Source organism: Hanamia caeni, from assembly GCF_003721595.1.
Classification (GTDB): Bacteria; Bacteroidota; Bacteroidia; order Chitinophagales; family Chitinophagaceae; genus Ginsengibacter; species Ginsengibacter caeni.
On the sequence record NZ_RJJR01000013.1, the window covers coordinates 57742 to 81288 of the forward strand.

Annotated in this window: 18 protein-coding genes; 5 read left to right on the top strand and 13 right to left on the bottom strand. The window is 40.8% G+C overall.

What is annotated here, in order from left to right; all coding sequences use genetic code 11:
- Positions 1–28: 28 nt before the first annotated feature.
- Positions 29–1315, bottom strand: a complete 1287-nt coding sequence (gene porK / locus EFY79_RS15095) for a T9SS ring complex lipoprotein PorK/GldK (RefSeq protein ID WP_123121561.1) — start codon at positions 1313–1315, stop codon at positions 29–31.
- 578 nt (positions 1316–1893) lie between these two features.
- Here porK and uvrA point away from each other — a divergent pair.
- The gene (gene uvrA / locus EFY79_RS15100; protein WP_123121562.1) at positions 1894–4806 is read left to right on the top strand and encodes an excinuclease ABC subunit UvrA; all 2913 of its coding nucleotides are present in this window, start codon (positions 1894–1896) and stop codon (positions 4804–4806) included.
- Here the strand turns inward: uvrA and EFY79_RS15105 are convergent.
- The 6 genes from EFY79_RS15105 to dtd all read right to left on the bottom strand — a co-directional run bounded on the left by EFY79_RS15105 (position 4794) and on the right by dtd (position 9965).
- Entirely contained in the window at positions 4794–5792 is a 999-nt protein-coding gene (locus tag EFY79_RS15105) for a hypothetical protein (RefSeq protein ID WP_123121563.1), read from the bottom strand. The two genes, uvrA and EFY79_RS15105, sit on opposite strands and share 13 nt — an antisense overlap.
- A gap of 75 nt (positions 5793–5867) precedes the next feature.
- Positions 5868–6266: a GNAT family N-acetyltransferase gene (locus EFY79_RS15110; protein ID WP_233578028.1), complete on the bottom strand. Its 399-nt coding sequence runs from the start codon at positions 6264–6266 to the stop codon at positions 5868–5870.
- A 192-nt stretch (positions 6267–6458) separates the two neighbouring features.
- Positions 6459–7730, bottom strand: coding sequence for a replication-associated recombination protein A (locus tag EFY79_RS15115; protein ID WP_123121565.1), 1272 nt, complete (start codon positions 7728–7730; stop codon positions 6459–6461).
- 24 nt (positions 7731–7754) lie between these two features.
- Positions 7755–8999: a hypothetical protein gene (locus EFY79_RS15120; protein WP_158605224.1), complete on the bottom strand. Its 1245-nt coding sequence runs from the start codon at positions 8997–8999 to the stop codon at positions 7755–7757.
- Between the two features lie 99 nt (positions 9000–9098).
- Positions 9099–9431 (bottom strand): nucleotide pyrophosphohydrolase, encoded by a 333-nt coding sequence (locus tag EFY79_RS15125; RefSeq protein ID WP_123121567.1) that lies wholly within the window; start codon positions 9429–9431, stop codon positions 9099–9101.
- 81 nt (positions 9432–9512) lie between these two features.
- On the bottom strand, positions 9513–9965 hold the full coding sequence (gene dtd / locus EFY79_RS15130) for a D-aminoacyl-tRNA deacylase (RefSeq protein ID WP_123121568.1): 453 nt from the start codon (positions 9963–9965) through the stop codon (positions 9513–9515).
- A 184-nt stretch (positions 9966–10149) separates the two neighbouring features.
- Between dtd and EFY79_RS15135 the strand changes: the two genes are divergently transcribed.
- Entirely contained in the window at positions 10150–13566 is a 3417-nt protein-coding gene (locus tag EFY79_RS15135) for a vitamin B12-dependent ribonucleotide reductase (RefSeq protein ID WP_262684572.1), read from the top strand.
- 90 nt (positions 13567–13656) lie between these two features.
- On the opposite strand, the gene EFY79_RS15140 is transcribed toward EFY79_RS15135, so the two are convergent.
- The 6 genes from EFY79_RS15140 to deoC all read right to left on the bottom strand — a co-directional run bounded on the left by EFY79_RS15140 (position 13657) and on the right by deoC (position 20262).
- Positions 13657–14511, bottom strand: a complete 855-nt coding sequence (locus tag EFY79_RS15140) for an ABC transporter ATP-binding protein (protein WP_123121569.1) — start codon at positions 14509–14511, stop codon at positions 13657–13659.
- 63 nt (positions 14512–14574) lie between these two features.
- Positions 14575–15312 (bottom strand): MlaE family ABC transporter permease, encoded by a 738-nt coding sequence (locus EFY79_RS15145; protein ID WP_123121570.1) that lies wholly within the window; start codon positions 15310–15312, stop codon positions 14575–14577.
- Positions 15313–15325: 13 nt separating this feature from the next.
- On the bottom strand, positions 15326–17671 hold the full coding sequence (locus EFY79_RS15150) for an NADP-dependent malic enzyme (protein ID WP_123121571.1): 2346 nt from the start codon (positions 17669–17671) through the stop codon (positions 15326–15328).
- A gap of 79 nt (positions 17672–17750) precedes the next feature.
- Positions 17751–18950, bottom strand: coding sequence for a M20 metallopeptidase family protein (locus EFY79_RS15155; protein WP_317128042.1), 1200 nt, complete (start codon positions 18948–18950; stop codon positions 17751–17753).
- Between the two features lie 102 nt (positions 18951–19052).
- Complete coding sequence (locus EFY79_RS15160; protein WP_158605225.1) at positions 19053–19484, bottom strand: hypothetical protein; 432 nt, start codon at positions 19482–19484, stop codon at positions 19053–19055.
- Positions 19485–19599: 115 nt separating this feature from the next.
- Positions 19600–20262 carry a deoxyribose-phosphate aldolase gene (gene deoC, locus EFY79_RS15165; protein WP_233578029.1) on the bottom strand — a complete coding sequence of 221 codons (663 nt, stop codon included), beginning with the start codon at positions 20260–20262 and terminating at the stop codon, positions 19600–19602.
- A 27-nt stretch (positions 20263–20289) separates the two neighbouring features.
- On the opposite strand from deoC, the gene EFY79_RS15170 reads away from it, so the two are divergent.
- From EFY79_RS15170 to icd, 3 genes are all read left to right on the top strand, one after another.
- Entirely contained in the window at positions 20290–21666 is a 1377-nt protein-coding gene (locus EFY79_RS15170; RefSeq protein WP_233578030.1) for a trans-sulfuration enzyme family protein, read from the top strand.
- Between the two features lie 39 nt (positions 21667–21705).
- The gene (locus EFY79_RS15175) at positions 21706–22158 is read left to right on the top strand and encodes a GNAT family N-acetyltransferase (RefSeq protein ID WP_199727553.1); all 453 of its coding nucleotides are present in this window, start codon (positions 21706–21708) and stop codon (positions 22156–22158) included.
- Positions 22159–22246: 88 nt separating this feature from the next.
- Positions 22247–23512: an NADP-dependent isocitrate dehydrogenase gene (icd, locus tag EFY79_RS15180; protein WP_123121574.1), complete on the top strand. Its 1266-nt coding sequence runs from the start codon at positions 22247–22249 to the stop codon at positions 23510–23512.
- The last annotated feature ends 35 nt before the right edge of the window (positions 23513–23547 follow it).

The following is a 23547-nucleotide window of genomic DNA, read 5'->3' on the forward strand; positions in this document are numbered from 1 at the left end:
ATGAAATATTATTTAATGATATTTTAATTTATTTTTTGCCTTTTTTGCTGGTTGCTGGCGGCAAGTCAATTACACAGCGGAATCCGATATATGACTTGGCCGTATCCTGATATTCGAAAGTGCGGGTGCTGGTACGAAGAAAAAATCCAACATCTTTCCAACTTCCGCCGCGAATAACTTTACGTTTCATTCGGGGGGCATCCTGGTCTTTTGCATTCCATCTTACGTCCGGGTTCATATCAGATTGAAAATTGTAGCTTCCTTCATAATAAAGAGATGATGTCCATTCTGCTACGTTTCCTGCCATACAGTATAGTCCAAAGTCATTTGGCCAGTAAGCATCCGCTCTTACAGTGTAAAATCCGCCATCTTCAGGATAATTACCTCTGCCTGGTTTGAAGTTTGCCAGTAAACATCCTTTTCTGTTTCTCAGGTAAGGGCCGCCCCATGGATATGGAGTTTGTGATCTTCCACCTCTTGCCGCATATTCCCATTGAGCTTCCGTTGGCAGCCTGAAATTAGTTTCAGTAGCTCTGTTCTTGCTGATCAAATAAGAATTTAAAGTTTCTGTTCTCCATTCGCAGAAAGCATTTGCCTGCTTCCAGTTTACGCCTACCACCGGATAGTTTCCAAATGCAGGGTGGTTGTAATATTGCTTGGCCATCGGCTCATTATACGAATATGCGAAATCTCTTACCCAAACCAATGTATCAGGGTAAATCGGAATGTCTTTCTTGATGATAAAAGTGCTACGTGGTACATTCGGATCCTTATTTCCTGCCGCTGCAGCATAATCAAAAGTTTCAGAATGATATACCAGCTTATTAGCGTCAATCTCTTTTTTACCAAATATCCGGTTGTCAGGGGTAACGATGATAGCATCAATTTTCTCTAATGTTGCTTTGTCGTTCCACTTGATGGTTTTCATTTTTGCCTGGTCTATATATTCATTTCCATCGGCGCCTTGTTTTACGAATCCCATTAATTTAGCTGCGATAGAATCACGAACGTAATTCGTAAACTGACGATATTCATTATTGGTAATTTCTGTGGCATCCATCCAGAAACCACTGATTGACACCTGTTTGTTTCGTGCTGTAAATGTGTAGTTCACATCTTCATCGCTTGGGCCCATGTGGAAAGTTCCCGGCGGAACGTAAATCATTCCGGGAGGTTTTGGTAAAATATACCGGCCTGCCGGAGCCACCCCATGAAGCTGGCCATCGTTAGGCAGTCCTTTGGATTTTCCAAATTTACCACAACCGGCCAGGATAACTGCTGCAATTAGCATTGAAGTGAGAAATGTAACTTTCATATTTTTTACATTGAAGGGTAAGGACAAATGTAGTGTTTATTAAGTTTTTTTGTTCGTCTTACCTGCCACTTCCCGGATATTTCCAAAGGAAGCGTGCAGTATTTAACGATGAGTAATTTTAATTATTGTAAAAATGAATCAAATTAATTTCAAATATTCTTTTTATTAATTGCAGTAACCCAAAAAACAATTATACGATACATTTTAATAAACGCCTTTCATATAATGGTTAGTTCTAAGCAGTCAAAGAAACAATAAAACTACGAAAAAACAATTGTAAAATACAACAGCTAAATTTTTTTTTCCAGTGTCCAACTTATTCCCGGGTTTCAGTGCATCAGGTTTTATATCTTTTACCGTTCAGCACATTTATTAGCTATTGGATTACAAATGTTTATCTCCTTTATATGATTGTCCGTATTCCGTTATAAGGATTTTTTAAGAAACTATTATTAACGTGAAAATAACAAAATAAGAATTCCCAATAAATGTTGCTTTACTGGAAAAATGTATTTAAAAAGAACTGTTAATGCTCTCAAATAAAGTGCCATTAAATTGTAAATTTGTCAGCCTCAATTATGGCCAATAAAAAGGAAACAGAAACAGCAGAAATTTTTACGGAGAACGAAAATATTGAAGTGTTTGGCGCCCGCGAACATAACCTCAAGAATATTGATATTGCTATCCCTAAAAATCAACTGGTGGTAATTACCGGAATTTCGGGTAGTGGTAAATCCTCCCTGGCTTTTGATACTATTTTTTCTGAAGGCCAGAGGCGGTACATGGAAAGTTTTTCGGCATATGCCCGCCAATTTCTGGGCGATATGGAAAGGCCGGATGTAGACAAAATCACGGGACTTTCCCCCGTAATTTCCATCGAGCAAAAAACCACGAATAAAAATCCCAGGAGCACCGTTGGCACTGTCACGGAAGTTTATGATTTCCTGCGGTTGCTTTTTGCCCGGATAGGCGAAGCCTTTAGCTACAATACAGGAAAAAAGATGGTAAAGTGGAGCGAGGAAGAAATAGTTGAAAATATCTTGCAAAGGTTTGACAGCAGCAAAATAACAGTATTAGCACCGCTCGTCAGAGGAAGAAAAGGGCACTACCGCGAACTGTTTGAAGAAATCCGCAAAAAAGGATTTTTAAAAGTACGTCTTGATGGAGAAATTAAAGACCTGGTTCCAAAAATGCAAACGGACAGGTACAAAATTCATGATATAGAAGTAGTGGTAGACCGGCTTGCGGCAAAAAAAGAACAAAGAGTTAGATTAAGCGAAAGCGTTCAGAAAGGATTACAACTCGGCAACGGGTTATTATTTTTATTGCTGAACGACGAAAATCAGGTCGTTCAATACAGCAGGCAGTTAATGTGCGAAGCATCAGGCATTAGCTACGAAGAACCTTCCCCCAATGCATTCTCCTTTAACTCTCCTTACGGCGCTTGCCCCACTTGTAAAGGGTTGGGAAATGTGTACCAGGTAAATATGGAAGCGATTATTCCTGATAATACGCTGAGTATAAACGAAGGTGCGATAGCCCCATTGGGAGAAGAACGGGAAGCTTTTGTTTTTAAACAGGTTCAGCAGCTTTCCAAAAAATATAAGTTCAGTTTAGACAAGCCTGTAAAAGATTTACCGGCGAAAGTTATGAATCTCGTTTTGTTTGGAAATGAGAATAAAAATAAACAAGACGATGCTGAAGGCTTTTCTTTCGATACTGATAAACCCTATTCGGATACCGATTATGAGGGAGTGGTAAATATGATAAACCGCTGGTTTCATTCAGATAATACCAGTGAGGGGATGAGAGGCTGGGTGGAAAAATTTATGATTCTTGAGAAATGCCCTTCATGCGGCGGGCAACGATTAAAGAAAGAAAGCCTCTGGTTTAAAGTGGACGATAAAAATATCGCCGAGCTTTCTGAAATGGACCTGGTAAAATTGCTCGGATGGTTTAATGGAATTGAAAAAAGGCTAACAGAAAAACAAAATATAATCGCAAGGGATATCCTGAAAGAAATCAGGGAACGGATTCAATTTCTGCTTGATGTCGGGCTGACGTATCTTTCCCTAAACCGCCCTACCAAAAGCCTTAGTGGTGGTGAGTCGCAGCGAATCAGGCTTGCTACCCAGATAGGATCGCAATTGCAGGGAATCACCTATATTCTTGATGAGCCAAGCATTGGCCTACATCAGCGGGATAACCATCAGTTGATAAAGGCGTTAAAGAATTTAAGAGATATCGGCAACAGCGTATTAGTGGTGGAACATGATAAAGATATAATGCTTGCCGCCGATTATCTTGTGGATATTGGCCCGGACGCCGGAAAGCATGGCGGAGAAGTGGTGGCCAAAGCAACTCCGCGCAATTTTCTGAAATTAGAAACCCTTACCTCTTCCTATCTCAACGGTGAAGTTGAAATCAAAATTCCTTCTTCGAGACGAAAAGGCAATGGCCATTCCCTTGTGTTGAAAGGCGCTTCAGGCAATAATTTAAAAGAGGTTACTGCTACATTTCCTCTGGGAAAATTTATTTGTGTTACCGGCGTAAGCGGCAGCGGAAAATCTACCCTCATAAATGAAACTTTATACCCGATACTAAGCGTTCATGCTTATAAGAGTAAAATGACTCCCTTGCCTTTTAAAAAAGTAGAAGGCCTGGAATATATTGATAAAGTAGTGGAAATAGACCAATCGCCCATTGGCCGCACTCCGAGGAGTAACCCAGCTACTTACTGTGGATTTTTTACAGATATAAGAACACTTTTTGCCGCGATACCCGAAGCAAAAATCCGTGGTTATAAACCCGGCCGTTTTTCATTCAATGTAAAAAGCGGCCGTTGCGATGTGTGCCAGGGCGGAGGAATGAGGGTTATTGAGATGAACTTTCTTCCTGATGTGTACGTTGAATGTGAAAAATGTAATGGCAAAAGGTATAACCGCGAAACGCTTGAAATACGATACAAAGGAAAATCTATCAGCGATGTTTTGGAAATGACCGTTGATGAAGCGGTCGAATTTTTTCAGAATGTACCTTATCTCTACAGAAAAATTAAGGTGTTGCAGGAAGTAGGCCTCGGGTATATTTCGCTGGGTCAAAGCGCGGTAACGTTAAGCGGCGGCGAAGCTCAGCGTGTAAAACTGGCTACCGAATTAAGTAAGAGAGATACCGGCAAAACTTTTTATATTTTGGATGAACCTACCACAGGTTTACATTTTAGGGATATCCAACACCTGGCTGATGTGCTTAATAAGTTGGTAGACCGTGGAAACACAGTGTTGGTAATTGAGCATAATATGGATATCATAAAAATTGCTGATCATATCATTGATTTGGGGCCCGAAGGTGGAGAAGCAGGTGGAGAAATTCTGTTTGAAGGCACCCCTGAAAAACTTCTTGAGATTAAAAGAAGCTTTACTGCTGAATTTTTAAAATCAGAACTTAAACCTGTCAAAAAACTCAAGGGTTCTGCTTATCAGAATGTGTGAGGGCATTTCATTCGTTCTGCTGCGTGCCTGTCATAGCTGTTTTCAAATATTGGCCCAAGGCGGAATCCAAATTTTAAAAAAGTAGTGAAATATGAATCGTTCTGATTCGGGTTTCCACGTTGCGTGCCCGGAGAATTGCGGGTAAGCCCCGGATTTACAATGGCAAACACTTTATCAGAAATCTGCCTGGCAACCGCCGCATCACGTGCGGTGAGGTATTTATTATACAAGTCGGGATTCACATACGTGGTGCTTACATCGTCGATATAATCTGTAAATGATTTTCTCAACAGGATTTCAAAACTCACATTCACCCTGTCTGAAATAAAATATTTTAGCCCTAAGCCCATCGGGATATTTATCTGGTTTAATGAATATTCCTTTCTTTCAGGATACTCGGCAAAGCCTTCTCCTTCGGTATGCAAAGGCCTTAGGTAATACCAAACTTTGTCACCGTATTGATCCGTTAAAGAACCTTGTGGATTGAAATGAAAATATCCCACTCCCAGAACTCCGTAAGGCAAAATGCGGGGTTTGAAATCAGGCTCGTATAAATTTAAAAGCAATGTCGGAAAAACTTCAAAAGCAACATATGCTTCAGCGATATTGGTTCTGAAATCCAGGTTTCTTTGTTTACGGTAAAGTTCATCGTTCCCTTCTGTATTGATAATATTGTCTTTTCCTGAAAGTTTTCCGTATTGCGCAGCAAATCGAATTCCTAACCATTCGTTAGGATAGCACGCGACAAAACCACCGGTCATTATTTGGGTTAATGGGAAATTAATGTCTTTTACAAATCTTTTGCCTTTTCCTCTATGGCCGCCGAGGTCGCCCAGGAAGAAGGAGGGGCCTACATTGAAACCCACTTCATAGCGAGCCTTTTCGCCACTGATGATAAAAGATTGTGAATAGCTTTGGCGTGAAAACAGGCAACTTATGATTAGTATGAAATACGCTGGCCAGATGCCTTGAATACGTTTTTTCATAGCTTGACTTGTTTTAGGATGAATGTTAACTGCCGGTTTTACTCCGGCAACGTCATCCCATAAACGGCCAACTATTTATTTTATTGCTTTGTTAACTTTTAGTACCATACGAATGTGCTCAATTCCATCTTCAAGGTAGATTTCACTTTGCTGAACAAAACCAAACGATTCGTAAAATTTTTTCAGGTAATACTGCGCGCTTACCTTGATGGCAGTTTGTCCGAATAGCGTGTAAATTTCACTGATTGATTTTTGCATCAATTCCTTACCTATGTTTCTTTTTCTAAACGAGGGAGACGTTAGCACCCGGCCGATTGATGCCGCATGATCATACGAAATTCCTTTAGCAAGGAGCCGCGTATAAGCGATCAGGTTTTCATCCTTCCAGGCCATGAGGTGGTAGGCTTTTAAATCTTTATCATCACAATCCTGGTATACACAATTTTGTTCAACTACAAAAACTTCGTTTCTCAATTGAAGTATTTTATAGAGTTCAAAATTGGTTAAGTCAGTAAAATATTTGCATTGCCAGGTAATCATATGGAATGGGAAATGGTGATGGAAATTCAAAATAAAAAATCCGGTTATTTATTAGTTTACTGTAAGCATTCGTTCGTTTGAATATCGGTTTAAAATAAAAAAATTCAATTATTTGTTCGTTCACTGTCAATAACCATATTTCTCTTTCCACCTGGCCTTCAAAAATTTTCTGATCTCTTCTTCCCTTGCATTTTTTCCGGGGTTGTATAAAACAGTGTTTTTTATTTCATCAGGAAGAAATTCCATATCGGCAAAATTGTTTTCAAAGTTGTGCGCATATTTATAATTTTTGCCATAGTCCAGGTTCTTCATCAGTTTGGTTGGCGCATTCCTGATAGCCAGGGGAACCGGCAGATCGCCAAATTGTTTCACCAATGATTCAGCTTTGCCGATGGCTGCTACGGCTGCATTACTTTTAGGAGAGGAAGCAAGATAGGAGGTGCATTGCGATAAAATGATTTTTGATTCAGGATAGCCAATCATATTTACCGCCTGGAAAGTATTAGTTGCTAAAACCAACGCCGTCGGATTGGCGTTGCCGATGTCTTCGCTGGCAAGAATCACCAATCTTCTCGCAATAAATTTTACATCTTCGCCGCCCTCGATCATTCGCGCCAGCCAATACACTGCTGCATTGGGATCGCTGCCGCGAATAGATTTGATAAAAGCAGAAATGATGTCATAATGTTGCTCTCCTTTTTTATCATAAAGCGCGACTTTTTGCTGCGCCGCACTGATAACCTGTTCGTCAGTTATTTCAATGTCTTTTTTTTCTTTTGATGAAAGCTGATCAACCGTTAATTCGAGAAGATTCAACAACCGCCGCGCATCGCCGCCTGATAAATTGATCAACGCTTCCGTTTCTTTGATTTCTATGTTTTGTTGGGAAAGAACGGTATCTTTTGTTATAGCTTCATTCAACAGTTTAATCAGGTCCTTTTTATCCAGTGGCTTTAAAATATAAACCTGGCAACGACTGAGCAAAGCGGAGTTCACTTCAAACGAGGGATTTTCAGTGGTGGCGCCAATCAGCGTAATTATTCCTTTTTCTACAGCGCCTAACAAAGCGTCCTGCTGGCCTTTATTGAACCGGTGAATTTCATCAATAAAAAGAATGGCATTTTCTTCATGCTTTGCTTTTTCTATCACTTCGCGCACTTCTTTTACGCCTGATGAAATGGCGCTTAAAGTATAAAATGGAACATGTAATGTATGAGCAATAATATTGGCAATCGTGGTTTTGCCAACGCCGGGCGGCCCCCAAAGGATCATTGACGGAATTTTATGATTTTCCAATGCGGTGCGCAACACACTTCCTTTGCCGGTCAAATGTTGCTGACCAATTAATTGGTCTAATGTCTCCGGCCTCAATCTTTCTGCTAATGGGGTTGTTGCCAATTATTGAATTATTAAATGATTGAATTAATTCTTAACCGAAAGGTAAGGCATCAAATCTTTCAGCGTTACAGGCTCATTTTTATCGTCAATCTCTATCACCACGCAATAACCATTTGCTCCACCGGCCTGTAGCAGGCCATTTACTAATTTTTCCTGGTCGCTTTCAATTCGTTTTCCATTCCAGATTTCTTTGGTACACAAGCAGCCTTCTGTCGGAGTTAAAGGATAATACGGCTTACCGGCATAATAGTTTGGATCAATGGTAGTTCCATGCGCAATAATTTCTGTGCGACCTGCAAGGCCCGCATAGTAAATCTCATACAAAGGCAGAAAATCGGTTAAGTTTTTGGGTATCAGCCGGCGATAATAATCAATAGACCAATTGGTATCTATAATATAATCGTTATCAAAATATTTTTGAAGGCTCAATTCAACCGGCATTCCCATTTGAACATTGGCTGTTGGCCCAATAAAATTTCCGGTGGAAACCTTAAAGCCATACATCCTGAAAATTCCCTGCGGCGTATTTCCATTGGTAAGGTATCCTGGCAGGTTGCTGATGCTGCGGGCCAATTGCGGAATAGAAAAAATATTTCCCAACGAATCTTTTACAAATGTTCCATCCGGCTTTCTTATAATTACCAAACCGGGATAATCACGGTTTTTTCTTTGTAAGCTGTACATCACCACCTGGTTGGCAAGAAAATCTTTACTGAAAATTTCAGGCAGCACTTTATCCATGGCCACAGGCTTTACTTTGTCGGGGGAAAGGCGTGTCATCAGCATATAAAGTATCGGATTTTTATAGGCTGTGTCGGTAAATTTTTTTAGCAGTATGTTAGAAACGTTTTCTCTTTCGTTTTCGCTACTATTTTGCCTAACCAGATACTCTGCGCACATTGCAAATATTTTAGGGTCGGGGGTTTTATTAAGCAGCGATATTGCTTCGTCTGTAAATGTTGCCGGGTAATTACTATAAACTACTTCCATTAGTGCGCGTTGAAAAGAAACGCTCCTTATTTCAATGCTGTCAAATGCCGATGCTAATTTGGTTTCAGTGAATGGCGTGCCATATTGCAAAACCTCCATGGCGGCAAAAGCTTCTTTCCAGTTTTCTTCCGTTGAATCGGTTAGCGGCAAACCAAGATTAGTGGAAATACTGTAATTGATAAGGCCTTCTTTCATCCTCGCCCGTGCTGCTTCCGTGGTGTATGAGGTATACAGAGGCACATTATATTGCGCTACAGACGCGGAATTTGTCACTATCAAAATAAAAAAGAATAAGAAGAATTTTCTGAACACGGCAAATGGTTTGGTCAAAAATTAAGAAAGAAATTGTTATCAAAAGTAAAATGAAGATGACTAAAACTACCGGTTTTTTAATTTGGAATTCTTGAGATGCCTTTGAGCGTCGCGTAAATTTTTTTTCTCAAAATTTTTTTCCAGCGCCTCAGTCAGATTCACGCCGGTTTGATTGGCAAGGCAAATTAAAACCCAAAACACATCGGCCAGTTCGTCCGAAATAGGTAAGTCTTTTTCATTTTCTTTAAAAGATTGCTCCCCATATTTTCTTACCATCAGCCGTGAAAGTTCGCCTACTTCTTCCATCAAAATTCCCAGGTTGGTAAGCTCGCTGAAATAACGGACGCCGGTGGTGGTAATCCATTTGTCAATATCTTTTTGCGCTTGTTCTATTGTCATATTTATTTGGTTGCACGAATTAATAAGATATAAATAAAAACCAGAAGTATTCCTGTAATTCGCTAAAATTAGTGTAATAAATTATTCCCTGTTCTTCGAATCGATTACAATCGTAACCGGACCATCATTCACCAAAGCCACTTTCATATCAGCGCCGAATTCGCCGGTACTTATTTTTTTCCCAAGGTCTTTTTCAAGTTGCTGAATCATTTTTTCATAAACCGGGATAGCAAGTTCCGCTTTGCTTGCCTTCAGATAAGAAGGCCGGTTTCCCTTTTTTGTTGAGGCCTGTAAGGTGAATTGGCTGACCAATAAAATCTCGCCGCCAATTTCTTTTACCGAAAGATTGGGAATTTTATTCTCATCATCAAAAATCCGCAGGTTGACTATTTTATTGCTGAGCCATTTTATGTCTTCTTCCGTGTCTGAATCTTCAATGCCTGCCAACACCAGTAAACCAACATTTATGGACGATTTTTGTTTTCCATCAATGGTTACAGAGGATTGGGCCACTCTTTGAATTACCACTTTCATTGTTTATAAATATTTTCAATGTATATAAAAAATTAATAATGCCAAAGTTTATTAAATCTGTGGTAAAAATTAATTTGTTCAAGGTGAAATCACTGCCTGTCAGGCTTATAAATTTATCCGATATCTTATCCACAGCCTGTTGACAATTATAGCCCGGTTTTTTCACTGATAAAAAATATTTTCGTTGTCCCGCGAAACAAAAAATAATTATAAACAAAAATACTTTTTAACCATGGCTAGAAAAAAACACACTCAGGCCGGCCTTCGTTTTCCCCGCCATTTCACAAAAGAAGGTATTTCTCCTTTTGAAATGTTTGAATATGATTACCGCACTTCGGTGATTAAAAACACAACAGGCGAAGTTGTTTTTCAAATGGATAACGTGGAAGTGCCGAAGCAATGGAGCCAGATTGCGACCGATATTTTAGCCCAAAAGTATTTCAGAAAAGCAGGCGTTCCTCAGCCGGATGCCCGCCTGAATGACGCAGTCGGACAGGGTAGCACAGGAAGAGAAACTTCCGTGAAGCAGGTGGCCCATCGTATGGCTCATTGCTGGCGTGTTTGGGGCGAAAGAAATAATTATTTTGCCACTAAAGAAGATGCGCAAATCTTTTATGAGGAACTGGTTTTTTGCATTTTAAATCAATCGTGCGTTCCCAATTCGCCTCAATGGTTTAATACAGGTTTGCATGAAGTATATGGCATCACTGGTAAGCCACAGGGCCATTATTTCGTGGATGCAAAAGATGGAAAATTAAAGAAATCCACTTCAGCTTATGAACGTCCGCAACCGCATGCATGCTTTATCCTGAGTGTGGAAGATGATTTGGTAAATGATGGTGGCATTATGGATTTGTGGGTGCGTGAAGCAAGGATTTTTAAATATGGAAGCGGCGTAGGAACGAATTTCAGCAGCATTCGCGGAGAAGGAGAAAAGCTCAGCGGCGGCGGTACTTCCAGCGGTTTGATGAGCTTTTTAAAAATTGGCGACCGCGCAGCGGGCGCCATCAAAAGCGGCGGCACCACAAGGCGCGCGGCCAAAATGGTTTGTCTTGATATTGACCATCCTGAAATTGAAAGCTTTGTAAATTGGAAACTGGAAGAAGAAAATAAGGTAGCCGCTTTAATTGCTGCGGGCTATCCCAGCGACTACGAAGGTGAAGCTTACAAAACAGTGAGCGGACAAAACAGCAATAATTCTGTTCGCATTTCAAACGAATTTTTTCATGCATTGGAAAAAAACGGCGATTGGCAATTAAAAGCAAGAAGCGATGGCCATACCATGAAAACCATCAAAGCCAAAAAACTATGGGACGAAATTAATTATGCAGCCTGGCGTTGCGCTGACCCGGGAACGCAATATGACACTACCATCAACGAGTGGCACACTTGTCCCGAAGGTGGAAAAATAAGAGCGAGCAATCCCTGCAGTGAATACATGTTTTTGGATAACACAGCCTGCAATCTTGCCTCAGTAAATCTTCGCAAATTCTTTAATGAAGACAACAATATTTTTGATGTTGACGGCTTTGAATATACCGTTCGTTTATGGACTACTGTTTTGGAAATTTCTGTGCTGATGGCGCAATTTCCAAGTAAAGAAGTGGCGCAATTAAGTTACGATTACAGAACGTTGGGTTTGGGATTTGCCAATTTGGGTAGCATGCTAATGGTGAGCGGCATTCCTTACGACAGCGACAAAGCGCGCGGCATTGCCGGAGCCATCACCGCGATCATGACCGGAATTTCTTATAAAACTTCTGCTGAGCTTGCCGAACAATTAGGCGCTTTCAGCAGGTATGAAGAAAACAAACAACACATGCTACGTGTGATGCATAATCATCGCGCAGCCGCTTACGATGCAACAGAGGCCTATGAAGGCCTTGAAATTAAACCCCAGGGCATCAACGCAAAAGACTGTCCTGATTATTTGCTAAAAGCGGCCACAAAGGCCTGGGATGATGCGGTTAAACTGGGAGAAAAATTTGGTTACCGGAATGCGCAGACTACCGTAATTGCACCTACCGGAACAATTGGCCTGGTGATGGATTGCGATACGACTGGTGTTGAACCTGATTTTGCTTTGGTGAAATTTAAAAAGCTAAGCGGTGGCGGTTATTTTAAAATTATCAACCAAAGTGTGCCCCAGGCATTGCGCAATTTGAAATATTCAGAAACGGAAATTGAGGAGATTGTAAACTACGCCAAAGGCCACGCTACTTTAAAAAATGCACCACATATCAATTTTGAATCGCTTTCAAAAAAAGGATTTACCTCCTCTGATTTACAAAAAATCGAATCCTCGTTGGGCGCAGCTTTTGAAATTGGTTTTGTATTTAATGTATTTACCCTTGGTGAAGAATGCCTGCAAAGGTTAGGATTTAAAGCAGGAGATTATAACAATTTTGAATGGAGTTTATTGAATGCATTAGGATTTTCTGATGACCAGATTGACGAAGCCAATGTGTATATCTGTGGCACCATGACTGTGGAAGGCGCACCTTATTTAAAAGAAGAACATTTGCCGGTTTTTGATTGCGCTAATAAATGCGGCGCAATTGGTGAAAGATATATTCATTACAGTGGCCACATCAAAATGATGGCTGCGGCGCAACCTTTCTTAAGCGGCGCAATTTCCAAAACCATTAATCTTCCAAATGAAGCTACAATTGATGAAATTAAAGAAGCGTATCTCTTAAGCTGGAAGCTTGGCTTAAAAGCGTGTGCGCTTTACCGTGATGGTTCCAAATTATCACAGCCACTCAGCAACAAAAGCGATAAGAAAAAGAAAGTTGAAGAAACCGAAAATGAAAATTCAGACCATGAAACTGCATTGGTAAATATGGGGCAACTCACTATTGACGACTTGCTGGAAGAGGTAAATAAAAGAGTTCAAAATAGTGAAGATACTTCGCTGAAGCGCCAACTGGCGATGATTGTGGAGCGCCGCACTTTGCCGGCAAAGCGAAGAGGGTTTACGCAAAAAGCAAAGATTAACGGGCAGGCGCTTTTTCTCAGAACAGGAGAATACAGCGATGGCACCTTAGGAGAAATATTCATCGACATGGCTAAGGAAGGCGCTACCATGCGAAGCATGTTGAACTGCTTTGCTATTGCCATTTCTATCGGTCTTCAATATGGCGTGCCCCTGGAAGAATTTGTAGAAAAATTCGTCTTCACACGATTTGAACCTTCCGGAATGGTTGAGCATCCAAATATTAAAACGACAACTTCTATTATAGATTTCATGTTCCGCTCTCTTGCGTATGAATATCTGGGAAGAAATGATTTGGTGCATGTACTGGACAAACCTGAGGTTGAAAACCTGGGTAATGAATCATGGGATGAAAATTCACCAACTATTGGCGAACGTATCCCTGAATTGAGCGATATCCGGGTGACCGGTAACACAGCAAAGCCTCAAAAGCCGCACAGAACTGAACATGTAAAAAAAACAAACACTGATTTGGACGCCGTGAACGCAGCCTCTAAAAACATGCAAAGCGATGCGCCTGCGTGCAATACCTGCGGACACATCACCATAAGAAGCGGCACCTGCTATAAATGCCTCAATTGCGGCAACAGTATGGGTTGCAGTTAGAAGATTTTTTACTCTGGGATTTTTTAAATGGCCTCCCTTTTCCAAGGCTGGCCATTTTATTTTTTGTATGTGCTCAAAAGGCTGAAAATTTTAGTCCTCCTTATTATCATCTCCAATTAACAAGTTAGCGCCTCCGTCGCGCATGATTTCGTCCATGTTGCGGTCATTATCTACAATGCCTTTTTCTTCGAGCATACGCATGTCTTTAGCATCCCGAAGAAATTCGGATGCAAAAATAAATTCATTGAGCTTTTGATTATTATTGAAAATAATGTCTTTGTTGGAGCCTTCCCATTCCTTTGTGCCGTGATAGAGATAAAGAATATTTTCGCCAATCTCCATCACGCTGTTCATGTCGTGGGTGTTGATAACAGTTGTAATATTATACTCTTTGGTAATTTCATGAATAAGCTTATCGATTACCATTGAGGTTTGTGGATCCAAGCCTGAATTGGGTTCATCGCAAAATAAATATTTTGGCCTCAATACGATAGCCCTTGCAATGCCTACTCTCTTTTTCATCCCCCCGCTTATTTCTGCAGGATATTTTTTATTGGTGCCCGTTAATTCTACTCTCTCAAGAACATCATTTACTCTTTCCATTTTTTTTTGAAGGTTCCATTTGGTAAACATGTCGAGAGGAAATTTGATATTCTGTTCTACAGTCATACTATCAAACAACGCCGACCCCTGGAAAAGCATTCCTATTTGCTGCCGCAATTCTTTGCGTTCTTCCTGTGCCATGCTGGTGAGATTATTGCCATCAAAAACAATTTCGCCTTTATCCACCTCGAATAAACCTACCATGCATTTTTGCAAAACCGTTTTTCCGCTTCCACTGGTGCCGATAATCAGGTTGGTCATGCCGGTTTGCATTACCGCGCTGATATCTTTAAGAATTTCTTTTCCGCCAAAGGATTTATAGATATTTTTTAATTCAATCATAACAGGAATTGTATCAACAGTAAATCAATAAATCATGTGATTTTTTATTCTCCTTTTTTGAAATTAAAGAATAAAAAAAGCGAGAATATAATCTGCAAATAATATAAGTATGCAACTTGTTATAACTGCTGCCGTACTTGCTCTGCCGATTTCCAATGAACCTCCTTTTACATTATAGCCATAGTAAGAAGAGACGCTGCTGATGATGAAAGCGAAAGAATAGGCCTTCACCAGCGCAAACCAAACATTTTTTGGAACGAAATCCAGAAGCAGCCCGCGGTCATACGTATCTCCTGACAAAATACCGCCCAGCGTGCTGGCCAGCCTGCCGCCATAAATTCCTAAAACCATCGCAAGGATTACCAGAAATGGAATGGTGATAAGCGCCGCCAGAATTTTAGGTCCGATGAGATAAGACTTTGTGTTGATGCCCATTATTTCCAATGCATCAATTTGTTCACTCACACGCATGTTTCCTAATTCGCCGGCAATCTTGCTTCCTACCACTCCAGCCAAAACGATACAAACGAGTGTGGGCGCAAATTCCAGGATAACCGTATCTCTTACCACCTGTGCGATGGTTTCTTTCTGAATCATGGGGCTTACTAATTGATAGGCCGTTTGCACCGCACTCACCGCGCCCATAAAAATTGAAATGATTGAAACAATCCAGAGCGAGCCCATTCCGATTTCTACGGATTGATGCATCAATTCTTTCCAATACATTTTAAAATTTTCAGGCCGTGTAAACATGCCTTTCAACATTAAAAGATAAGTACCGATTTCAGAAAACAGTTTCATTGTTTATTCCAGGTTATTTTGATTTGGCAAATCCGTTTTTTAATTTCCGGTTTAATTTTCCTGCCTCCATTTCTGATTTTAATTTGGTGCATTTCATTTGCGCATCCACTACTGCAATCAGCACCATGTTATAAATGCTGCGCACATGGCTGCCCAACTGAAGAATATGTACCGGCTTGTTCAGGCCTAATAAAACCGGGCCAATGGTTTCATATCCCACCACTTCCTGTAAAATATTATAGGTAACATTCCCGGAAGCAAGATTTGGAAATATCAAAACATTCACGTCTTTATCTACCAACTCACTAAACGGATAATTCTCTTTTAAAATTTCTTTATTAAAAGCGACGTTGGCCTGCATTTCGCCATCAATTACCAAATCAGGTTCAACCTGTTTCACTATGTCCCTGGCCTTAGCCACCAGTTTGGCTTCAGGCGAATTGCTGCTTCCAAAATTGGAATAACTAAGCATAGCAACATTTGGTGTTATGCCAAAATTCCTGACTTCCTTTGCCACCATTATGGCTATATTGGCCAACTCCTCTGCTGTGGGATTGAAATTAACCGTGGTATCCGCCAAAAACAGAGGGCCTTTTTTGGTCATAAGAATGTACATGCCCGCCACACTTTTAGAGCCTTCCTCCATTCCAATTATTTGCAATGCGGGGCGGATAGTGTCAGGATAATTTTTTGAAAGCCCAGATATCATTGCATCAGCTTCGCCTGTTTCTACCATCATGCATCCAAAGTAGTTGCGGTCTTTCATTATTTTTTTTGCTTCATAAGCATTAAATCCTTTGCGCTGGCGTTTGGCAAAAAATATGGCTCCGAATTCCATCCGCTTTTCATGTGTATTGTGATTTTTTGGATCAATAATTTGCATTTCAGAAATATCGATTCCACTTTCCCGGGCGATGGCTTCTATTTTTTCTTCATCTCCAATCAAAATGGGGAATGCCACTCCTTCATCCAATACCAATTGAGCAGTCTTCAATACTTTCTGATTTTCAGCATCAGCAAAAACTACTTTCTTAGGATTTTTCCTTGCCTTAGCTCCTATCATCCTTAACAAATGATTGTCAATTCCAAGCCGTTCATTCAATTGTTGCGCATACAATTCCCAATCTGTAATCGGCTGTTGCGCCACGCCGCTCTCCATGGCTGCTTTGGCAACTGCAGGCGCTACCTGCTGAAGCAGCCTGTTGTCCAGCGGTTTGGGAATAATATAATTTGGGCCAAAAAGAATTACTTTTTCATTGTAGGCCATGTTGACTAAATCAGGTACCGGCAGCCTGGCTAATTCGGCCAGGGCTTTCACCGCGGCGAGCTTCATTTCCTCATTGATGCGGGTAGCTCTTACATCCAGCGCGCCCCGAAAGATATAAGGAAATCCTAACACATTATTTACCTGGTTAGGATAGTCGCTTCTGCCTGTTGCCATTATCACATCCTTGCGGGCGCCTATTGCTTTATCGTAGGTAATTTCAGGATCGGGATTGGCCATAGCAAATACAATCGGATTTTTTGCCATGCTTTTAATCATTTCAGCAGAAAGAACATTTCCTACGCTAAGGCCGATAAATACATCGGCATCTTTCATTGCTTTTTCCAGGGTGAGGCTGGCATCTTTAGTATGAGCAAATTTTTTTTTCATTTCGCTCAAATCATCACGTGAAGAATGAATCACACCGGTTCTGTCAAACATTATAAAATTATCCGGGTTGGCACCAAGCGCTACATATAATTCAACGCAAGCCATAGCGGCAGCACCGGCACCGTTTACTACGAATCTTACTTTGCTGATCTTCTTTTTCTGAATTTCAAGCGCATTTAACAATGCAGCAGCGCTAATGATGGCCGTTCCATGCTGGTCATCATGCATAACGGGGATGTGTAAACGTTCTTTTAATTTTTGTTCGATATAAAAACATTCCGGAGCCCTGATATCTTCAAGATTAATTCCTCCAAATGTGGGCTCAAGTGCAGCAACAATTTCCACAAACTTTTCAGGGTCTGTTTCATTGATTTCAATATCGAACACATCAATATCTGCAAAAATTTTAAACAACACACCTTTCCCTTCCATAACCGGCTTGCCTGCCAGCGCCCCGATATTTCCCAGGCCTAACACCGCAGTGCCGTTACTGATAACCGCAACCAAATTTCCTTTCGCAGTATACTGATAAGCCGTTTCAGGACTTTGTTCTATTTCCAAACATGGAACCGCTACGCCAGGTGAGTAAGCTAATGATAAATCTCTTTGTGTTTTGGTGGCTTTGGTTGGGATTACCTCAATCTTTCCCGGCCTTCCCTTGGAATGATAATCGAGTGCTTCCTGCTTGCGGATGGTTTTCGCCATAATTAAATATTAAAACTTGGCTTCTCTTTAGGCCGAAAAATTTTATTCTAAAGTAAAGATAGTTAATGTTACAAATTCATTACAGGCTTGCGGCAAGCCACGCCATAATGCCTATGCCGGTTTCGATGGCGCTTTCGTCAATATTAAAAGTAGGAGTGTGTACGCCGGATGTAATGCCTTTTCCTGCATTGGCCACGCCTAACCTGAAAAAACAAGCGGGGATTTGATGAGAATAAAAAGCAAAATCTTCAGCGCCCATCCTCATTTCCGTTTCTCCTACAATTTCAGCGCCTGCAAATTCAATTGCTTTTCGTTTAGCATTCTCCGTTAGTTCCATGTTGTTAATTACAAACGGGTATCCCACATCAATCTTAACCTCAATTTCCACGCCTGAAATTTCAGCGGTTGCTTTGCCAATATTTTTTATCATTTCATGAGCCTTAAACCGCCATTCCTCATTCATCGCTCTGAAAGTGCCCATCAGATTCACTTCTGAAGGAATCACATTGGTAGTATTTCCTCCCTGGAAAGAAGTGATGGAAAGAACAGACGGATTGAACGGGTTGTTAAAACGGCTTATTAACTGTTGAAGATTTACAACTAATTGTGATGCCGCAAGGATGGTATCCGCAGTAAGATGCGGCGCGGCTGCATGGCCGCCTTTTCCTTTTACGGTGATGTAAATTTCATCCGCACTGGCCATCACCATGCCGCCCCTGAAACTCAGGTTTCCTGCTTCCAGGCCAGGATGAACATGCAGCGCCAAAATGGAATCAGGCTTTGGATTTTCCAAAACGCCTTCTTTGATCATGAGGCTGGCGCCGCCCGGATTTTTTTCTTCACCCGGTTGAAAAATTAGTTTGATGGTTCCTTCCCAATCTTCTTTTAATTCATTCAAAATCTTTGCCGCTCCAAGAAGGCAGGTGGTATGCACATCGTGGCCGCAGGCGTGCATTACGCCTTCATTTTTTGAACGGTATTCTATTTCATTTTTTTCTGTTATGGGCAACGCATCCATATCTGCGCGCAGGGCAATAATTTTTTTTGAAGGATTTTTCCCTTCGATAATTCCAACGACGCCGGTGGTTGCTATTACACTATGTTTAATTCCAAATTCTTTTAATTTCTGCTGCACAAATTTTGATGTCTCAAATTCTTTATAGCTCAGTTCAGGATGCGCATGAAGATGGCGCCGGATTTGAACAAATTCATCAAAGTCAGTTTTAGCCAGGTTCTGTATTTTTTCTTTCAACATGGGAGAAGGCTTAGTATCGGACAAATGTAAAAGAGTTTCGCTGAAGAAACTTTTTTCAAATAATTTAAACTATCAGTAGCTTTTATATGAATAAAAATCTGGCTTATTTATTAGTTTACTGCCCATCTATCTTTCGTCAGGGCCAACTTCCACAGGCTCCTCAATATAATAAACCGTAGCGCCGCCAAGCATATCGCTGATTTGCTTTCTGTAAATTTCAGCCTCGTCTTTTGTTTTAAAATTGCCAAATTTGATGCGGATATAAGGGCTTGAATACCACATATACGGCTTTTGCTCAGGAAATTTTCTTAAAAGTTCGGCCCGTATTTTAAAAGCATAATCTTTATCATTCGTATTCAACACCATCAGCCGATAGCCCATTACGGTATGGGGTTGCCTTTTATAATTAATCGCATTCAGCTCTGCCTCTTTTCGGGCAAGAATGTTCAGCCTGTAATCTTTAAACACAACCACCTTGTTTTGCGGAAGCGAATCATTCGATTGGGCAAAAGAAGAATTGCTGAAACCAATAAAAAATAAAATGAATAAATATTTCATGCCACTGAATAAATCAAAACGCAAATCTAATGTCATCCTTTGCTTTACAGAAATCACGAAACAGAAATTTTTGTTAGAATGATGATATCAGGAGTGATTTGGTTGCAATCTTTTTTTATTCCATTCCTTCCTTTACAATCTGCACACTGGCGCTGCAACCGATTCTGTTGGCCCCGGCATTGATTAATTCTTTTGCAAATGAATAAGACCGGATGCCGCCGCTGGCTTTGATTTTTATTGAATCAGCCAGGTGCGCTCTTATCAATTGCACGTCATGAATGGAAGCCCCTTTTTCTGCAAAACCGGTTGAAGTTTTTACATAATCTACTCCAGCCGCGCCATAAATATCACAGCATTTTATGATGTCTTCTTCTGTCAAAATACCACTTTCGATAATCACTTTAATCACTTTATTTTTATTCCTGACAATGGGCATTACCGTATTGATTTCATTGGCGATAAAATTCCAGTCGCCGTTTTTTATCGCTGAAATATTTACCACCATATCCAGTTCATCAGCGCCGTCAACAATGGCTAAAACAATTTCTGCCACTTTGGCTTCGATGGCGCAATATCCAAAAGGAAAACCGATAACGGTGGCGACTTTTATCCGGGATTCTCCCAAAAACTCTTTCGCTTTTTTTACATACAATGGTGGCACACAAACCGCAGCAAATCCATATTCTACGGCTTCTTTACAAACTTTTTCTACTTCACCAAGGGTGGTGGTTTGTTTTAAAATCGTGTGGTCAATATAAGGTGCAATATTCATTTTCATAATTCGTGTAGTTCATTTTTTAGAAAAATGAAGATAGGGATTTCATCCATTTTTTTGCCGATTGTTTCTGCTGACTTTTTTTCGTTCCCGGATAATGAAGAATTTGGTCATCCCTATGCGTCTTCTGCTTTTAACTACTTTTGCATCATTCTCAATTTCGGTTATATAAATTTTAAAATGTCTTCAGAAAAAAAACAATTGAAAGGATTTGGCTCTACAGCCATACACGCAGGGCACAAAACAGAAGGAAACAATCCACATCTGACGCCCATTTATGCAAGCAGCTCTTATGTTTTTGGAACTGCCGAAGAAGGAATGCGCCGGTTTAGCGGCGAAGAGCCCGGCTATATTTACAGCCGGTGGGGAAACCCAAGCCTGAAAGAGGCAGAAGATAAAATTTCCGCTTTGGAAAGTTTTGGATTGATTGAAAACGGCAAACCTTTACAATTAAAAGCCCGGCTGCATGCCAGCGGGATGGCGGCCATCAACACGCTGATGCTGGGAAATCTAAAAAGCGGCGACAAAATTCTTTCCCATTATTCTTTATACGGCGGCACGCAGGAGTTGATGAACCGCGTGCTTCCCGGATTGCAGATCGAATCTGAAATTATTGATCTGCGCGACCTTGGCAAAGCAGAAAAAGCGATAAAAAACGATCCGAAAATAAAATTGGTTTATTTGGAAACGCCCGCCAATCCTACGATTCAATGCGTAGATATCCAGGCGCTCACCCATCTCGCTAAAAATTATAACCTAATCGTGGCTGTGGATAATACATTTGCAACGCCTTATCTGCAGCAGCCTTTTAAATATGGGGTTGATTTTGTGGTGCATTCCACTACTAAATTTTTGAACGGACATGGCACTGCAATTGGCGGTGCGCTTATCGGAAGAGACATTGAGCTGATGAATACTAAACTGGAAAAAGTACATCGCCTGCTGGGCGGAAACAGTAATTCCTTCGATGCTTTTTTATTAACACAGGGAATGAAAACGCTGGAAGTAAGAATGGAAAGGCACTGCGCCAATGCGGTGAAGGTGGCGGAATTTCTTGAGCAAAGTAAGGCAATAAGCAAAGTAAATTATCTCGGCCTTCCTTCACATCCCGATCATGAAACCTCGCTTAAGCAAATGAGGCATCCGGGGCCGATGTTGAGTTTTGAAATGAAAGGCGGCCTGGAGGCTGGCAAAAAATTCATCAATAAATTACAAATGTGTGTAAGGGCCGTTTCTCTCGGAAGCTGTGATTCGCTCTTATCTCATCCCGCTTCAATGACGCATTATGGCGTGCCAAAAGCAGATCGTGAAAAATATGGAATCACTGATGGACTGATAAGAATGAGCGTGGGCATTGAAGATGTTGAAGATATTTTGAGTGATTTGGAACAGGCGGCCACCGATTGACAAAGAAAATTGATAATTGAAAATTACGGAAAAGTTATAATGGAGATCAACATTCGAAAAGCGGTAAAAGACGATTGCCGTCCAATGATGCAACTCATTCATGAACTGGCTGCTTACGAAAAAGCACCGGAGGAAGTGACTGTCAATTTTGATCACTTTGTTGAAAGCGGTTTTGGTGAAAATCCTGTCTGGTGGGCGTTTGTGGCAGAAGTTGATGAAAATGTAGTTGGCTTTGCTTTATATTATATCCGCTATTCTACATGGAAAGGACAGCGGCTTTACCTGGAAGATATCCTGGTAAATGAACCCTTTCGTGGAAAGGGAATTGGCAAATTATTGTTTGACCAGCTATTAAAAGAAGTAAAAGAGAAAAAGTTTTCCGGAATGGTTTGGCAGGTGCTTGGATGGAATGAGCCTGCCATTAATTTTTACAAAAAATATGCTGGTGTCAGTTTTGATAATGAATGGGTGAACTGCAGTTTACCCGGTTAGCCAGCAATTGCGGTTAAACGAAATAAAAATCAGCAAAGTTTGTTGGTTTACTGTGTTGGACAAATACGCTACGATAAAATTATAATTTATGGCAGATAAAATTCTGATGGATAAAAAAGGCAAATTGAATGTTACGGATCAGCCAACAATTCCATTTATTGAGGGCGATGGAATTGGCCCTGACATTTGGCAGGCGAGTGTACGTGTCTTTGATGCGGCGGTTGAAAAGGCTTATCATCGAAAAAAGAAAATTAACTGGATGAAAGTTTTGGCGGGTGAAGAAGCTTTTAATAAAACAGGAGAATGGATGCCAAAGTCCACGATGGATGCGCTTAAAGAATACCTCGTGGCAATAAAAGGCCCGTTAACCACGCCAGTGGGAGGAGGAATTCGAAGCCTGAATGTGATGCTGCGCCAGGAACTTGATTTGTACGTTTGCCTTAGGCCTATCAAATATTTTGAAGGAGTTCCGTCACCGATGTGGCAGCCGGAAAAAGTAAACATGGTTATTTTCAGGGAAAATACCGAAGATATTTATGCAGGAATAGAATATATGACCGGCACGCCGGAAGCAAAAAAATTGTTGGATTTTTTACAAAATGATTTGGGTGTAAAAAAAATTAGGTTTCCCGAAAGCACTTCATTCGGCATAAAAGTGGTGAGCAAAGAAGGCTCTGAAAGATTGATCCGCGCAGCTATTGAATATGCAATCGCAAATAAGCTTCCTTCAGTTACGTTGGTACATAAAGGCAACATCATGAAATTTACCGAAGGCGCTTTTAAAAACTGGGGTTATGAACTGGCACAGCGGGAATTTAAAAATGAAGTTTATACCTGGAACCAATGGGAAGCCACCAAAAAAGAACGAGGAGAAGCAGTGGCGAACGAAGATATGCGCATTGCTACAGTTGGAGGGAAAGTGATTATCAAAGATGCGATAGCTGATAATTTTTTGCAACAGGCATTGCTTGCCCCACAAGATTATTCCATCATCGCTACGCTAAATCTTAATGGCGATTATATCAGCGATGCATTGGCTGCTCAGGTAGGCGGCATCGGGATTGCGCCCGGGGCTAATATTAATTATTCAACAGGCCATGCCATATTTGAAGCAACGCATGGAACCGCGCCAAGATTTGCCAACACGAACAGCATGAATCCATCTTCATTAATTCTTAGCGGCGTGATGATGTTTGAATATTTGGGATGGAGAGATGCCGCTGACATGGTTACGAATGCAGTTGGGAAAACAATCAGAAATAAAACAGTAACGATTGATTTTTACAACCTGATGAAAGGAGGAACTTTGCTAAAAACCAGCGAATTTGCAGATGCAGTAATTAGGAATTTGTAAGCAACCGATGTGTATAGATTTGGGTATATTTGTGT

Coding starts and splice junctions, on each gene's coding strand:
- EFY79_RS15150 (WP_123121571.1), bottom strand. CDS start 17,671: ATGGCGAAAACCATCCGCAAGCAGGAAGCACTCGATTATCATTCCAAG.
- uvrA (WP_123121562.1), top strand. CDS start 1,894: ATGGCCAATAAAAAGGAAACAGAAACAGCAGAAATTTTTACGGAGAAC.
- porK (WP_123121561.1), bottom strand. CDS start 1,315: ATGAAAGTTACATTTCTCACTTCAATGCTAATTGCAGCAGTTATCCTG.
- deoC (WP_233578029.1), bottom strand. CDS start 20,262: ATGAAAATGAATATTGCACCTTATATTGACCACACGATTTTAAAACAA.
- dtd (WP_123121568.1), bottom strand. CDS start 9,965: ATGAAAGTGGTAATTCAAAGAGTGGCCCAATCCTCTGTAACCATTGAT.
- EFY79_RS15140 (WP_123121569.1), bottom strand. CDS start 14,511: ATGATTGAATTAAAAAATATCTATAAATCCTTTGGCGGAAAAGAAATT.
- EFY79_RS15145 (WP_123121570.1), bottom strand. CDS start 15,312: ATGAAACTGTTTTCTGAAATCGGTACTTATCTTTTAATGTTGAAAGGC.
- EFY79_RS15175 (WP_199727553.1), top strand. CDS start 21,706: ATGGAGATCAACATTCGAAAAGCGGTAAAAGACGATTGCCGTCCAATG.
- EFY79_RS15105 (WP_123121563.1), bottom strand. CDS start 5,792: ATGAAAAAACGTATTCAAGGCATCTGGCCAGCGTATTTCATACTAATC.
- EFY79_RS15125 (WP_123121567.1), bottom strand. CDS start 9,431: ATGACAATAGAACAAGCGCAAAAAGATATTGACAAATGGATTACCACC.
- EFY79_RS15170 (WP_233578030.1), top strand. CDS start 20,290: ATGAAGATAGGGATTTCATCCATTTTTTTGCCGATTGTTTCTGCTGAC.
- EFY79_RS15160 (WP_158605225.1), bottom strand. CDS start 19,484: ATGAAATATTTATTCATTTTATTTTTTATTGGTTTCAGCAATTCTTCT.
- icd (WP_123121574.1), top strand. CDS start 22,247: ATGGCAGATAAAATTCTGATGGATAAAAAAGGCAAATTGAATGTTACG.